The following is a 16,237-nucleotide window of genomic DNA, read 5'->3' on the forward strand; positions in this document are numbered from 1 at the left end:
CATACCAATTTCGAGTGAACCCAACCATACGACCAATAACACATATAAACCATGTAATATCCGTGGACGATAGTTAAGGTGGACTACTGTCAATAAGTGGACGCTCTGAAACGAGAATTATTATGCTGCATTTGCATACTGGTTCGGTGGTGACGGATTGTAATATCTAAAATATTGTATGGATTTTGACCATTCCATTTAAGCTTGATACAATAGGTTAAACTAAGTGGAGATACTTCAATATAGAATGGTGTGGTCTAAACTTGCAACATGAAAACGAACTTTTGGATGTATGGTTGTCTTTGTCTCACATCCATTCCACTTTAAATGATAAGTTAGAACAAGCTTTACTACAAAATTATGATTTATCCTTGAAGGAGTTTTATGTTTTGGGTTTTATATCCAATTCCGAGGAAAAAAAATTACGACTGCAGCAACTTCAAGAATTGGTGGGATTAAGTCAAAGTGCAACATCGAGACTCGTAGTGAGAATGGAAGCCAAAAACTGCGGGGCTTTACAAAGACATACATGCGATGATGATCGGCGAGGTGTGTATACTCGGATTACGGAATTAGGTGAAAATAAATTCCAGCGTGCACTTCAAACCTTTAATCAGGTGTTACAATCAGAACTTCAGAAAGATGGAGTGAAGTCACAATTTCAAAATCTTACGCAAAAGCTGCTTTAGACTTTGATAGAAATGTTATAATTGGAAAGTAACCATTTAAATGATTGCGCATGCATGTTTTCATCAGGCTTCCAACCATGTACGTATAGAAACGCCCTTCCGAAACTCCTCCTCATAAGGAGGAGTTTTATCATCTGGAACCGCCGCTACTCCTTTAATTAAGAAACAGAGGCCGTATTGCGTTTTTCCTTGGCATTGCCGCGGTCGCGACGACTCAGCAGAAATCCGACCAGAGATGCCGTGGATTGCTGGAAAATCATCCCGAGCACAACAGGCAGTGCTACTGGGGCCGGGAAATAAGTGATGGCAAGCACGGCTCCTGCGCTAATATTGCGCATGCCGCCGTTAAAGACAAGCGCCGTACGGTCTGCATTATTCCACCGCATCAGTCCTGATATCAGATAGCCGATTGCATATCCAGTGGAAGCAAGGACGATTATGGATAGGCATACTCCGACAAGCTTAAGATTAAAATCGACCAGATAAGGCGCGATGACAGATCCGTTAATCATTACGACAAGAGCCATAGCTAGCTTAGAGAACGGGCCCAGCCGAGGTCCCCATACCTGCTTGATCTTCCCTTTAGTCCACTCGTTCAACACCATGCCGATTAGCGAAGGAACGACAATCATCCAGAACAGGCTCTGCATCATCGCCCAGGTATCGAGCTGCACATCCGCTCCGATCAGCAGGGACATGATGCCCGGAACGGCAAATGGGGCCAAAATCGTATCAATTAAAATGATCGCCAATGTCAGCGCCGTATTGCCTTTATAGATGTTGACCCACACGAAGCTGGAAATGCCCGTAGGGATAGCCGCACCAAGAATAAGTCCAGTGATCGTATAAGGATCATCATTGAAGGCCAGATGCCCCAGCATCATGGCAAGAAGCGGCATGGCCAGGTGAAGAATAAACAGACAGGCGATCAGCGGACCAGGATGCTTTATCACATGGACAAAATCCTTAAACCCCATACTGATGCTGCCCGCGAAGGTCATGAATGCAAACAGCCAGGGAGAGAGTTCAGTATATTGTGACAACGGTGTACCGATCAGGACGCCAATTAAAATGCTGATTGGTGTAATTAGCGGCATAGCTGTATTTAGTCTACGATTCAACGTGAGGAGCATACAAAACTTCCTTTTTTAACCTTAAGTATAGACCTTGCACCCCCGATTCGTAAATGATCTGTGACCTTGCGGTAGCCCGATAGAAGCAAATTTGAACGCTCTTGATGAACATAGATCAACCCTTCAAATTATTTCGGTATTCCAAAGGAGAGCAGCCCATTATTTTTTTGAATAGTCTGGAGAAGTAGTAAGGGTCCCTAAAACCGAGTTGTATGCTAATTTCTTTAATAGAAGCATTCGTCAAATCCAAAAGCTGACTGGCCCTCTGTATCTTCATTCTTAAATAGTAATCGACAGGAGAGTAGCCAGTGGATTGCTTGAATATCAAGTTCAGATGCTGCTTGGATACCTGAACATGCCGACTAAGCTCCTCAAGCGAAACGGTGGATTCCAATTGTTCACTCATATAGCGTGTTGCTTTATCCACATGACTCTGGTACGTACTGTCTTCCTTGCGAAATGCAACGGATACAACAAAACTCAGCAGATAACGGACAGTTTGCGATACTTGAACTAAATGTATAATGGAGTATGGTTTATTCAGTAAAAGGTCGTAACACTGATGAAATAGCTCCAGTAGTTTGACTTCATCACTGGCGGCCATCGAAATATACGTTTTAAAAGGCTCAAATAATGCCATAAAATCATCGATTTGGTCCCCTTTAAGATGAAACCAGTAAATCGTCCAAGGATCTCCATCGTCAGCCCCATAAGCATGCGGCATGTCCCTGGGAATGTACGCAAAGCTTCGCTCCGTCATGTCAATCGTTAGGCCATCCTTTGTTCGTATCCAACCCTTTCCACTGGCACAGTAGATGAATATATGAGAGTCACATCCGTGCATTCTTTCACGAAAATGATGGCGGGCATGGCTGAAGCAGCCTATATCCGTAATATATAGATTTCTTGTAAGCGGATTCATATTTAATTTATCCAGCATATAGGGTGGAAGGACATATAACTTTTCACCCTCAAATCCATCAGCTTTCTTATTCATAATCTATCCATCTCCCAGCCGTAAGCGGCTCTAATGATGAAATACGTATATAATCCATCATAAACAGTGGATTGTCAATTGTCTGTAATGTCGCTTACTTGTAAGCTCTGAATATAAGGGCGACTATGAGGGAGTGATGGAATTGAGCATTTTCGATGCTAAGGCACGCGTGTGGGAGCAAACTGTGCAGATCCCCACGTATGGAATTGGCAAACCCGACAAAAATCCAATGTTTCTGGAGAAACGTGTCTACCAGGGAAGCTCCGGTCGAGTGTACCCGCATCCAGTAATTGATAAAATTGAGGATGAGAAGAAACTTGAAAATTACCAAATGGTTTTTCTGGAAAATAAATATTTGCGCATTGAGATCATGCCAGAGCTGGGAGGCCGCATTTATCGTGCGGTCGACAAGACCAACGGTTACGATTTTGTATATTATAACAGGGTCATCAAACCAGCGCTTGTGGGCTTATTGGGGCCGTGGATATCTGGAGGGATTGAGTTCAACTGGCCGCAGCATCACCGTCCCAACACTTATGGACCCGTTGAATACAAGTTGGAAGAACATGACGACGGAAGCGCAACGGTATGGGTGAGCGAAATTGATCGTATGTTCGGCACGAAAGTAACAGCTGGTTTTACACTACAACCGGATAAAGCATACCTTAAAGTTGAGGCCCAGCTATACAACCGGACTGACGAGCCTCAAACGTTTCTATGGTGGGCCAATCCAGCCGTAGCGGTACATGATCACACACAATCCGTTTTTCCTCCAGACGTATCAGCCGTGTTCGACCACGGAAAGCGAGATGTATCCCGTTTCCCGATCGCTACAGGCACCTATTATAAAATGGATTATTCTGAAGGTGTAGATATCTCCCGATACAAAAATATTCCTGTCCCCACTTCATATATGGCCTATAAATCGGATTACAATTTCATAGGTGGTTACGACCATATGAAACAAGCCGGGCTTTTGCATGTGGCCAACCATCACATCTCTCCTGGAAAAAAGCAATGGACATGGGGAAATGGCGAGTTCGGCCAAGCATGGGACCGGAATCTAACAGACGAAGATGGTCCCTACATCGAGTTGATGACGGGGGTATATACCGATAACCAACCAGATTTCACTTGGCTTCAGCCGTATGAAGAAAAATCGTTCTCGCAGTATTTTATGCCTTACAAACATATTGGTATGGTCAAAAACGCTTCAATTGACGCAGCCGTTAATCTGGAATTAAATCGCAGCGAAGGGACAGCACAGATTGGAGTCTATGTAACTTCGTCATTTCGTGAGGCTGTTGTGGAATTACGCAGTCAGCGGAAAGTTTATATTAAAGAAACCTTAGATCTGACACCTAATAAGGCCTTTATACAGAAGACAGTTATTTTGGCTGAGGATGGGGATTATGAACTATGCTTAACCGTCAAAGACGCGACCGGAAGGGAGCTGATTAGCTACCAGCCGAAAAAAAAGGACGTTGAACAGATGCCGGCTGCCGCCGCCCCCCTGCCAGAACCGGAGGAATTAAGAACGAACGAAGAATTGTATTTAGCAGGACAACATTTGGAGCAATACCGTCATGCTACCTTTGAACCCGAGGCGTACTATCTTGAGGGCCTGAAAAGAGATAAAAATGACAGCCGCATAAATGTGGCATATGGTACGTTACTTCTTCGTAGAGGGTTGTATTCAGAGAGTGAAGAGTGCTTTCGTAAAGCCATCTCGCGGGTAACCTGGCGTAACTCTAATCCCTATGACGGTGAGGCCTACTACCAGCTTGGCTTGTCGCTAAAACACCAAGAGCGGTTGGATGAAGCGTTCGCTGCATTTTATAAATCGGTATGGAGTGCGGCATGGCAAGACAGCGGGTATTTCTCACTGGCACAGATTGCGACAGAACAAGGGAACTATGAAGAAGCATTGGAACTCGTGGAGCGCTCGACAATCCGAAATGCTCGCAACTACAAAGCACGCAACCTGAAGTCGGCTATTCTTCGTAAGCTTGGCAGCTACGAAGCGGCAATAGCCTTCTCCAAGGAAACGATGAAGCTCGATATCGCCGATTTTGGAGCTTACAGTGAGCAAGCATTATCTTTAGAGGCTCTCGGGTTACGAGATGTTGCTAAAACGGTCCTCGAAGAGCTGGGAAAATGGATGCGTGGAGATGTGCATAATTATATAGCGGTAGCATCGGACTACGCGGCGGCGGGACTTTATGAGGATGCAGCATGTGTGCTGGAAGAAGCTCCAGAGCAGGCGAAAACATACCCTATGCTGTATTACGTTCAGGCCTTCTGCTATGCTAAAATCGGCAAGCATGAGCAGGTGAACAATGCTCTCGCTCAGGCCGCAGATGCAGTACCCGACTACTGCTTTCCTAACAGTCTGTTTGAGTTGGATGTGTTACAATTTGCAATTCGAACGAGACCGGGGGACGGAAAGGCGCATTATTACTTAGGTAATTTACTCTATGATAAGAAACGATATCTGGATGCCATTTCCAGCTGGGAAACGTCTCGTTCCATTGACGATACTTACCCCGTTGTTCACCGTAATCTTGCTCTTGGATATTTTAACAAACAGGGCCAATTAGAGAAGGCTCGCCATTCGTTAGAGCAGGCCTTTGCGTGCAATACTTCAGACGCGCGTGTTCTTTATGAGCTTGACCAGCTGTATAAGAAGCTGAACATCAGGCCCAACGACAGATTGAACCTAATGGAGAGTTATCCGGGAATCATAAAGCTTCGCGATGATCTGTTTTTGGAATATGTAACCGTTCACAATACGATGAAGCAACATAAGGTAGCTTTGTCCTTGCTGACAGGGAGAATATTTCATCCATGGGAAGGCGGAGAGGGGAAGGTAACTGGACAGTATAGGCTTGCCAAGGTAGAGCTTGCCAAGTCCGACCTGAGGTCTGGACGGATTGAACAGGCTGTAAAAGGGCTGCGGGAGGCTTTAGTGTATCCAGAGAATCTTGGCGAAGGTAAGCTAGAGGGTTCCCAAGATAACGATATTTACTATTATTTGGGCTGTGCGTATGAGCTATTGAAATTAACAGATGAGGCAAGGCAGGCCTTTTCCACGGCCTCTCAAGGACTGGGGGAACCCATTAACGCCATGTATTATAACGATCAGCAGCCGGATATGATATTTTACCAAGGATTGGCCTGGCAGAAACTTGGCTATGCGAAGGAAGGCATGCGTCGGTTCAACAAGCTCATTGATTACGCCGAAAGGCACTTATTTGAACCCGTAAAAATGGATTATTTCGCGGTCTCGTTACCCGACTTTCTCATCTTTGAAGATGACCTGAATATTCGTAATCAGGTTCATTGTACTTATATGAAGGCACTTGGTTTGCTTGGATTAGGGCGACAGGACGAAGCTATCTTGCATTTTAAATCCGTGCTCAAGCTGGAAGCTAACCACCAAGGAGCATTGAACCATATGGACTGGGACTGGGAGGGGAAATCAAATGAATAATCTCGTCAGAAAGTTACCGCGCAAATTGACGATCACCATGTGGGACTTCTCCTGGTATACAATGACACAGGAAGGTGAGCCCTACAGCGATCTTGAAGCCCGTTTTAAAGAAGCGGTCGAAAGAGGGTACAATACGATCCGAATATGTGCTATGCCATACATGTTGTTTACTGCGGATGGCAAACGTCCCGGTCCCTTGGAGTTTGCTAACCTTGGGGAAGTAGGCCAGCGTACGCGTTGGTATAACTGTCGTGGCGGCGCAGTGCTGGACGGGCATGCTCATTTACTTGAACTGTTTAAACAAGCTAAGGCTCATAACTGTTACATTATGTTATCCTCTTGGGAATATCAGCAGAGTCCCAGCTTTCTGGCTCATGCTGAGCTTAGAGATGAATTAGCTGCAATTCCTCCTAAGGAGAGATTCATGGCCATTGCAAAATCAATGGATCAGTTGATCCGTTTCGTCACAGCAGAAGGCTATAGGAACCAGATTATCTATACAGAGCTGCATAACGAAGTGGAATTTGGGCAGTTAAACGCCGTCGGAACGTCTGAAGGCATAGCCGAAACGAATGTACCAGCGCTTATTGAAGCCATGCAGCCCTACGTAGAAGAAGCAGTTGGATATCTCCGCCAATGTCATCCTGATATCATGATGACCGCCAGTTATACGTTAAATGAAGCCTACCCTAAAGCTTACGTCGCGCGCAATATGCAGGTTGCCCATTTTCACCTTTATATTAAGGGGGTACTCAATGAGCTTATGGAAGAGGCAGGGCTTGATGATGAGTTGGCTCCGTTCCCCAATCCATTCGTGCAATCCCTATTAAGAGAAGACGCTCCTCCATTTGCAGAGTGGACCCTGCCTCCGGAGCAGAATTGGCGGATGGAAGGCAATCCAGTCGGCATGAGGCTTATTTATTTGCACGATTGGGTAGATCCCGATCAATGGGATTTATTTTTGTACGATCGGTATGGTGATCATAAAATTGCCATGTTGCAGAAGGCCGACACCCGATTGGAAGAGATTCATGAATGGACTCGTCATTCCGGCATTCCAATTGTCATAGGAGAAGGTTATGTAGGCTATACGCCGCTGTATGCCCAATTTGAAGAAGGCCCAATCGGTAAATTTATAGCTGAATATGTGTTGCGAAAAGGAATGGCACTTGGGTTCTGGGGAATGACCCTCTGCTCTAACTGTGCTCCCCATCATCCATTCTGGAATGATATCGCTTGGCAGCGCAAGTGGAATCAATTTATCCTGAATTCAGATTAACGAGTGAGGGGAGTGAACTCCATGAGAACCTATCGAGTTACAGTCAAAGACGATCAAAAGCGAATTGTTAAGGGACATATCAAACTTGGCGGCACCAATCCAAAAGGAGAGGAAATCGGATTCACCAACTATTTTATGGAGAAGGACGGAGAGCCCTTTTTCGGTATTTGTGGTGAATTCCATTATGCCCGTTATGATGAACGCTATTGGGAAGACGAAATTATTAAAATAAAAATGGGCGGCGTAAACATCATTGCCACTTATATTTTTTGGAACCTACATGAAGAAGTTGAAGGTATTTTTAATTGGAGTGGGAACAAGAATCTTCGTCGTTTCATCGAGTTGTGTGGCAAACATCACGTATACTCCATCATTCGGATCGGACCCTTCAATCATGGGGAAATTCGAAACGGCGGTATGCCGGATTGGTTATTTGGTCGACCATTTGAGATTCGTTCTAATGATGAGGGGTATCTGTTCTATACGAGAAGATTATATAACGAGATCGGTGCCCAGGTTAAAGGGCTGCTATATAAGGAAGGGGGGCCGATTATCGGCACCCAAATCGAAAACGAATATCATCATTCATCTGCCCAGTGGGCATTGACTGTAGGAATTAATGATATGTGGTTAGACAGCGGAAGTGACGGTAACTCGCATATGTTAAAACTTAAAGAAATAGCTCTGGAAGCGGGGATTGATACTCCGATCTATACGTGCACAGGGTGGGGAGGAGCCACAACTCCTGTCCCTGATATGCTGCCATTATGGGGCGGGTATGCCTATTGGCCATGGATCTACTACGAAGAGGGATGTTTGGAAGGGATGGACGAGCATCCTGCGACACCGGAATACATTTTCCGAGACAAGCATAATAACAAGATTCCAAAGAGCTACAATTTTGAGCCTCAATATGCCCCTGAAGACTATCCGTACGCTTGCTGTGAAATGGGTGGTGGCATGGTTCAGTTTTATAAATATCGGTTCGCCTTTCCCTACCGTAGTGTTCCAGCGATGACTGTCATGAAGGTTGCAGAAGGCTGTAACCTGATCGGATATTATATGTATCATGGGGGTTCCAATCCTCGAGGTCAGGTTAACCCGTTCACAAATGATCTAGCCACCCCTAAAATATCCTATGATTTCAACGCCATGATCGGCGAATTCGGTCAAGTAAGGGAGTCATACCAAAGAACAAAGCTGCAACATTACTTTTTTTCAACGTTCCAAAAACAATTCTCTCTAACAAAGACAATTCTGCCAGGGGATACGTCCCAGATGAACCCTTATGATGTGGAAACGTTACGATATGCAGTGCGATCCAGTGCCGGATCGGGGTACCTGTTTCTAAATAATTTCCAAGACCATGTCGAAAATGACGACCTGTGCGATTTTAATGTGAGCATTGAGCTGCCTGAGGAAACGATTGTAATTCCTAGTCAAGGTGAACTGACGTTAGGACGTGATAGTTTTGCCATATTGCCATTTAACTTCAATTTAGATGGAATGAAGCTCAAATATGCTACGGCACAGCTGATAACAAGGATAGAAGAAGATGGAGAAGTATATTATTTTTTCTTTGTACCAGCGGGCATGAAAGGAACGTATGCAATGGAGTCAAAAGGCATGATCAGTGCCACAATCGACAAAGGTTCGATAGAGCAATTCGATGGGAACACGATCATTAAGGTTGCTGAAGAGGAGGATAGTCTCATCCATCTGGTATCTGAAAGTGGCAAAAAAGTTGCCATCTACACGATGACTGATGAGCAAAGTCTTACATTTTGGAAGGTAAATATGCAAGGCCGAAATAGAGTCATTTTGACAAATGCCAATCTACTAGTATCTGAGGGCGATTTAAGGCTGGAATCAACGGGCCAAGAAAGGGTAACCCTGAGTGTATTCCCGGATTTTGACGCCTCATTCACATCTATTTCCGGTGGAGAACTGCTTGAAATATCAGAAAACAATGTATTCAAAACGTATCGTTTAAAGGCTCCTAAGAAAGAAATCCAGTTCAATTTGAAAAGGGTAAATAACGATAAATTTACTATTGATTTCGAAACAGATGCGTTTCATGGAATCAAGGAGGCTCTGCTGCGTATCGATTATACTGGAGATATCGGTTATGCTTTTATCGATGGCGAACTGATCAACGATAATTTCTGCAACCATACGACCTGGGAAATAGGTTTGAAAGCATTTGAACACCGGCTCATCGAGCAAGGGTTGTACGTGTATATTTCCCCCATTCGAAAGGGTAAGGTTCTCAACAGCAATACGACTATGGCGGGCTGGAACGAGGCGACAAAGGAACGTATCGTAGATATCGGTTCGGTTAGCCTTGTGCCTGTATATGAAATCAAAATCACCATATAACCCAGAAGGTTATATGGTGATTCTTTTCCAGAATAATCTACATAAAGTAATCAGCCAGTGAATACATGAGTCTTTTTTATTTTCTTAATGTGTTTTTAGTAGATACCGGCTTTTTTTGATGTTTGTTTGATCCCGTTGCTTCCGTTAACTACAGTTTTTCCCCAATCCGTCAGGTTGCCTTGGAGAAAACTCCTCCTAAACCTATCATGATGACGGACAACTCATCCCCAAGCTTCACCACGATATTAAATTATAGTATGATATTCTTATGAAAAATTTTACCAGAGTGAATAGGGGCAAGCTGATGAGAAAATCAATCATTGCAGTCGATATGGACGATACCATCTGTCATCTCGTCAAACGAGCCATATACCATAACAATAGTGAATTTCCCACTCATCCGCTTCGGTATGAAGAAATGTTAGATTGGAACACCGATCATCTACGTCATCCAAAGAGCACGCTTGATGTATTTTATGGACGACCGGGTTTGTTTGAGGAACTTGAACTATTTGACGAGTATGTTGTAGAAGAAATGGAAAAGCTTTGCAATGCTTTTGATGTCATTATTGTGACAGCGGCAGAACCCAAGACCGTCGTAGAGAAATGGAACTGGCTTCAAAGACATATGCCATTCATTCCAATTGAGAACTTTTTCCCATGTAAACGAAAAAACCTGATTAACTATGATCTCCTGATTGATGATGGTCCTCATAATTTAGTGCCTGCGCTAGAGGCGGGGAAAAAGGTGCTTTGCATTCCTCATCCATGGAATCTGAGAGCAAGAGAGCAATATGAGTTCCCCGTCATGACATCCTGGCAAGGGGCAAAAGAACGAATCGACTCCATTTTAGGGGTTCTGTATAAATAATAGAACCATTCATAAAACAGCTGGCTCCTTTGGAACTGGCTGTTTTGCTAGAAAGAATAGCACCTATGATTGAAATAAAATGGTACAATTGATATACCTTATCCATGAGGAGGGAACGTGTATGACCATGACTATGGGTCAGATTGTGAATCATCTGACCAAGGGAATAAACATACCCAACACCACCGTAGATCTGCTGGAACCAGGATTTATAGATACTGAGGTACAGGGAATTGTAACCGCTTTCTCAGCTTCGCAGTATGTGATAGAACAAGCTATTTCTCTAGGTGCAAATTTTATCATTACGCATGAAGGCATCTTTTATAGTCATCAGAGGATGCATGAATGTTTACTACATGATCCTGTTTTTTTGCAAAAATCTCGCCTCATTGCCGATGCAGGTATAGGCATTTATCGGTTTCATGACACCATACATCGTTATCAACCGGATGGAGTGATGGTTGGGTTACTTCAGGCGCTTGGCTGGCACAACTACATTGTGAAGCAGCAGCCGACGGCCGCCATTTTGACTATACCGGTTATGGAAGTTCAGGAGATCGCTGAATATATCAAAGCTAAACTACATATTCGTTATGTACGGGTGGCTGGTGAGGTTTCCATGCCATGTGAACGAGTGGGAATCTCAGTAGGATACAGGGGAGGTGGTGATCTAGCCATTCCATTATTTCTAAATGAAAATGTAGATTTAGTCATTGCCGGTGAAGGCCCAGAATGGGAAACACCAGAATATGTTAGAGATGCTGTCTATCAAGGTCAAAGTAAAGCACTTATCATGCTGGGACATGCTGAAAGTGAAGCACCTGGGATGAAGTATCTCGCAGATGTACTTTCCGCTCAATTTCCAATGCTCCCCGTACACTTTATTGAAGATCGCCCGGTGTTTCAAATATTGTAATGAGAACACGTCTTTTGTGATGGTCATCTAGCACTGCTGTTATATCCGTTCATCCACTTTATGAAATGGAGGCAAGATGATGGGAAGCAGAGTGATTATGCCGTTCAAAACGGACTGGAAGTTTATAGAGGGTAATTACGCAGGTGCTGAGAAAATGGACTACAACGATGAGCATTGGCGACTCCTTCAAGTCCCTCATGATTGGAGCATTGAAAAGTCCTTTGATCCACATATGCTGTATGGTGGCAATCAAGCTTATTTGCCGAGATGGTCTGTCGGATGGTACAGAAAGCATTTTAATGTGAAACCATCCTCTCCAAAACAACGCGTATACATACAATTTGATGGCATTCACAGTAACAGTGAGGTTTGGATCAATGAACATTTTGTGGGCAAGCGGCCCTATGGATATGTTAGCTTTCAATATGATTTGACTCCATATATTCGGTGGGATGAGGAGAATGTGATTGCCGTCAAAGTGGACAATACGATTCTTTCACCTGACAGATGGTATTCCGGGGCCGGTATTTATCGTAATGTTTGGCTGATTTGTACGGATTATATTCATATAACCGAATGGGGGACTTACATTACCACACCTGAAATTTCAACAGATGAAGCCAAGGTAACTGCCAGAATCCAGGTCACTAATCATCACGCGCATGCCGTAGAGTGTACGATTATGACTGAAATGCTGGACCCACAGGGACAGATCAAAGGAAAAGTTGAAAACCGAGTCACTCTTTCGAGCTGTGAAACGGGGGAAATAGAGCAAAAAACGCGAGTTTTAGAGCCAGAACTATGGTCACCGGACAACCCAGTGCTCTACGAAGCCCAGACGACAATTTATTGTGACAATACAGAGGTGGATCGTTATTGTACCCCTTTTGGCATAAGAGAAGTGAAGCTGGACACTCAAAAAGGTTTATTGCTGAATGGGTACAGCTTAAAGCTAAAGGGAGTGTGCATTCACCATGATTTAGGCTGTCTGGGGGCTGCTTACCATGATACAGCCATGAAAAGAAGGCTTCAAAAGCTGAAGGAAATGGGCTGTAACTCGATCCGTTTTGCTCATAACCCGATGGCGCCCGAATTATTAGATTTATGTGATCAGATGGGGTTCTTGGTGGTTGATGAGGCTTTTGACAAATGGAAATCTCTTTTCTATGAGCATTTATATGATGAGTGGTGGGAAAAAGATCTGGAAGCAATGTTGCTCAGAGACAGGAACCATCCCAGTGTTTTCATGTGGAGCGTTGGGAATGAAGTGGAAAACCAAGGTCAGCCATCCATGCTCAAAATGTTGGAGCAGCTCGTGGGTTTCTGCCATGAAAAAGACCCAACTCGACCGGTTACATGTGCACTTGAGCCGCATAATACACCGATCAGCTTGCGTGAGGGTTCGATTGAGGCCAAAGTGGAGCATACCAAACAGCTGGCACAACGAGTGGATGTTCTGGGGTTAAACTATCAGGAGCAGTGGTATGAGCACTATAGGGCGGCCATGCCGGATATGCTAATCCTGGGAACAGAAACATTCCCATACTATCGGGGTAAGGATAACCGGGTTAAAGGTTATTTGCCTGTGAATCCTTGGTTTGATGTCGCTAATCATGATTATGTGATCGGTCAATTTGTTTGGAGTGGAATTGACTATTTGGGAGAAACGAGCTATCCCTCCATAGGGTGGTCTTCGGGCCTGATTGATACTTGCGGATTCCGCAAACCAGTATCTTATCTCCAACAAAGTTTATGGTCTAATCAGTCTGTTGTGCACATAGCCGTATTTAACGAACATATGAAATCGGAATTTAATCCGACATGGACGATGCACTGGAAATCTCCGGCCATGGATGATCACTGGACATTTCCTGAATACGCTGGAAAATTGATACGGTTGGTTACCTTCACCAATTGTGAGAGCGTGGAATTGATCATGAATGATGAATCATACGGTGAGAGGAAGCTAGTGGATTACCCTAATCATTTAATCCTATGGGAGCTTCCCTATACACCGGGCAAAATCCGGGCTGTGGGTCGTAATGGAAACAAGAAGGTTTGTGAACATAAATTAACCACTGCCGGACTTCCTTATGCTCTAAAGTTGGAGGCTGATCGGGTAATTCTCCCTGCTGATGGGCATGAGATATCTCATGTGGAAGTAACCGTCATAGACCAAAACGGGATCATTGTACCTAACCAGGATTTTGATGTAGCCTTTAAACTACAGGGTGATGGTCGTATCCTTGGAATAGACAATGGTGATCTCACCAGCGATGAATCCTTCAAGGGGAATGAGAGACGAACACACAGAGGAAGGTGTCTCGTTGTTGTACAATCCGGTTATGTGGCTGGTGAGTTGTTGCTTCAAGCGTCAGCAGATGGAGGGTTGCTGGGAGAAACCAGACTGAAAATAGTACAAGAACGCAAATGATAATTCAAGGCTGATTCAGTCTAAAGCTTGTATGGTTTAATTAAAAAGGTCTGAATAGGTGGTGGGTGCGCATGCCCTACCTGCTCAGGCCTTTTTTAATATGTTTACAACTGACGGTCAATAACGATCTATGACTATAATTCTCTTTTTGACAAATAGTTTGGATACGAATAGAATGACTAATTATAATATATCTTATTAAAAGATTAATAAAAAGTGGTGATAAGGAGATAAGTAAATGCCAGTAGAACCATCCATGAATCCTCGGGTAATTCGTAATATTTTGTTCTTATTATTCGCTTTACCAGGTGTAGCTTTTGCTTCCTGGGTGTCTCGAACGCCTATTATACGGGATATTTTGCATGTCTCGACTGCCGAAATGGGAATCATTATTTTTGGATTAGCTGCAGGTTCTTTATTGGGACTACTTAGTGCGGGCAATATTATTTCCCGTATAGGTGGACGGGTGGTCATTCTGGGAAGTGCGATTTTGATTGTAAGCGGTTTTGTCATTGTAGGGTTGGGAACTGCATTTTCGCTCACGAGCATCGTGTTTGCTGGTTTAGTCATCTTTGGAGGTGGTTATGGGACAGCAGAAGTAGCTCTGAATGTCGAAGGTTCCGCGGTAGAAAATCAATTGCAAAAAACGCTTTTGCCGGCTTTTCACGGTTCATTTAGTATGGGGACACTTGTAGGTGCAGTCATCGGTTCTGGAGCAGCGGCACTACACATACCTGTTGTGGTCCATTTTGGAGCGATGGCTGCCATGATTGCAGTGGTAACTTTCTATTTTTATCGTTTTCTGCCTCACGATACAGGTATAGAGAAAGAAGTTCCTACTCAAAAGGTTGGATCTAATCTCAAGGCGCAGCTTGCTGTATGGAAAGAAAGACGAATTTTATTGATCGGTATCATCGTGTTAGGTATGGCGTTTGCAGAAGGGGCTGCGAATGACTGGCTACCGCTAACGATGGTGGATGGTTATGGCGTGGATTCTTTAACAGGTTCCTATATGTATGGACTATTTGTGGCAGCAATGACCATTGGACGTTTTACCGGAGGATTCATACTGGATAAATACGGCCGTGTCCCTGTATTGAAAGGAAGTGCTGTCCTGGCTGCTATCGGTATCATTCTAGTGATCTGGGGACAGCATTACCTCATAGCCGGATTGGGCGTCGTATTATGGGGGCTTGGAGCCTCACTTGGTTTTCCTGTGGGCTTATCTGCTGCCGGAGATGACCCTCGTGGTGCAGCTATCCGAGTTGGAGCCGTAGCCACGATCGGTTACATTGCCTTTTTAGTAGGTCCCCCAGGCTTAGGGTTTTTAGGTGAACATGTTGGACTTCTGCATGCCTTGATCGTAGTGCTTGTTGGCGTTATTGTTGCTGGTTGGATATCCGGTGCAGCCCAACCTATTGGGGTGAAAGAAAAGAAATCAGATTAAAATTAAAATATAAAGGGGATTGTCGCATGACTATGAAAACGGAAAAACAAAAGATGATGGATGGGGAACTGTATGTAGCTGCTGATCCTCAATTAACGCAAGAAAGAGAGTATGCGAGAAGATGTGTACGTCTCTTTAATCAGACGGCAGAGACGGATCGTGAGTACCGTGAAAAGTTACTTAAGGAGCTTTTCGGATCAACTGGTGAAAATATAGGCATGGAACCCAACATACGCTGTGACTACGGATACAATATCCATGTTGGGGAAAATTTCTACGCCAACTTTGACTGTACCATTTTGGATGTTTGCGAAGTGCGCATTGGAGATAATTGTTTCCTGGCTCCAGGAGTTCATATTTACACAGCGACTCATCCCATAGATCCGTTTGAACGAATCGCTGGCCCTGAGTATGGGAAACCTGTAACGATTGGCAATAATGTATGGATTGGCGGTAGAGCAGTTATTAATCCCGGTGTTACGATAGGTAATAATGTCGTCGTGGCATCAGGAGCAGTAGTAACCAAGGATGTTCCAGATAATGTGGTTGTAGCTGGAAATCCGGCACGAATAATTAAGCAAATTGAAATCTCCTAAACA

General features: G+C 44.2%; 11 protein-coding genes. 9 read left to right on the forward strand and 2 right to left on the reverse strand.

The genetic code is table 11. From position 1 onward, the window contains the following. Positions 1 to 263 precede the first annotated feature (263 nt). Positions 264 to 689, forward strand: coding sequence for a MarR family winged helix-turn-helix transcriptional regulator (locus ACYCSE_RS12235; protein WP_459702375.1), 426 nt, complete (start codon positions 264 to 266; stop codon positions 687 to 689). A 158-nt stretch (positions 690 to 847) separates the two neighbouring features. On the opposite strand, the gene ACYCSE_RS12240 is transcribed toward ACYCSE_RS12235, so the two are convergent. Further along, complete coding sequence (locus ACYCSE_RS12240; protein ID WP_459702376.1) at positions 848 to 1,822, reverse strand: bile acid:sodium symporter family protein; 975 nt, start codon at positions 1,820 to 1,822, stop codon at positions 848 to 850. 115 nt (positions 1,823 to 1,937) lie between these two features. Then, entirely contained in the window at positions 1,938 to 2,819 is an 882-nt protein-coding gene (locus ACYCSE_RS12245; RefSeq protein WP_459702377.1) for a helix-turn-helix domain-containing protein, read from the reverse strand. A 136-nt stretch (positions 2,820 to 2,955) separates the two neighbouring features. On the opposite strand from ACYCSE_RS12245, the gene ACYCSE_RS12250 reads away from it, so the two are divergent. The 8 genes from ACYCSE_RS12250 to ACYCSE_RS12285 all read left to right on the forward strand — a co-directional run bounded on the left by ACYCSE_RS12250 (position 2,956) and on the right by ACYCSE_RS12285 (position 16,234). Continuing rightward, entirely contained in the window at positions 2,956 to 6,312 is a 3,357-nt protein-coding gene (locus ACYCSE_RS12250; protein WP_459702378.1) for a DUF5107 domain-containing protein, read from the forward strand. Continuing rightward, positions 6,305 to 7,591, forward strand: a complete 1,287-nt coding sequence (locus ACYCSE_RS12255; protein ID WP_322172521.1) for a cellulase-like family protein — start codon at positions 6,305 to 6,307, stop codon at positions 7,589 to 7,591. Before ACYCSE_RS12250 ends, ACYCSE_RS12255 begins: the two co-directional genes overlap by 8 nt. A 21-nt stretch (positions 7,592 to 7,612) precedes the next feature. Then, positions 7,613 to 9,970, forward strand: a complete 2,358-nt coding sequence (locus ACYCSE_RS12260; RefSeq protein ID WP_459702379.1) for a beta-galactosidase — start codon at positions 7,613 to 7,615, stop codon at positions 9,968 to 9,970. Positions 9,971 to 10,274: 304 nt separating this feature from the next. After that, the gene (locus tag ACYCSE_RS12265) at positions 10,275 to 10,841 is read left to right on the forward strand and encodes a 5' nucleotidase, NT5C type (RefSeq protein ID WP_459702380.1); all 567 of its coding nucleotides are present in this window, start codon (positions 10,275 to 10,277) and stop codon (positions 10,839 to 10,841) included. 121 nt (positions 10,842 to 10,962) lie between these two features. Further along, on the forward strand, positions 10,963 to 11,757 hold the full coding sequence (locus tag ACYCSE_RS12270) for a Nif3-like dinuclear metal center hexameric protein (protein WP_459702381.1): 795 nt from the start codon (positions 10,963 to 10,965) through the stop codon (positions 11,755 to 11,757). A 79-nt stretch (positions 11,758 to 11,836) separates the two neighbouring features. Further along, positions 11,837 to 14,191 (forward strand): glycoside hydrolase family 2 TIM barrel-domain containing protein, encoded by a 2,355-nt coding sequence (locus ACYCSE_RS12275; protein WP_459702509.1) that lies wholly within the window; start codon positions 11,837 to 11,839, stop codon positions 14,189 to 14,191. A 238-nt stretch (positions 14,192 to 14,429) separates the two neighbouring features. Beyond that, positions 14,430 to 15,638 (forward strand): MFS transporter, encoded by a 1,209-nt coding sequence (locus tag ACYCSE_RS12280; protein WP_250259496.1) that lies wholly within the window; start codon positions 14,430 to 14,432, stop codon positions 15,636 to 15,638. A gap of 26 nt (positions 15,639 to 15,664) precedes the next feature. After that, on the forward strand, positions 15,665 to 16,234 hold the full coding sequence (locus tag ACYCSE_RS12285) for a sugar O-acetyltransferase (protein ID WP_322172513.1): 570 nt from the start codon (positions 15,665 to 15,667) through the stop codon (positions 16,232 to 16,234). Positions 16,235 to 16,237: the final 3 nt, after the last annotated feature.

Source organism: Paenibacillus sp. SEL1 (assembly GCF_054602535.1).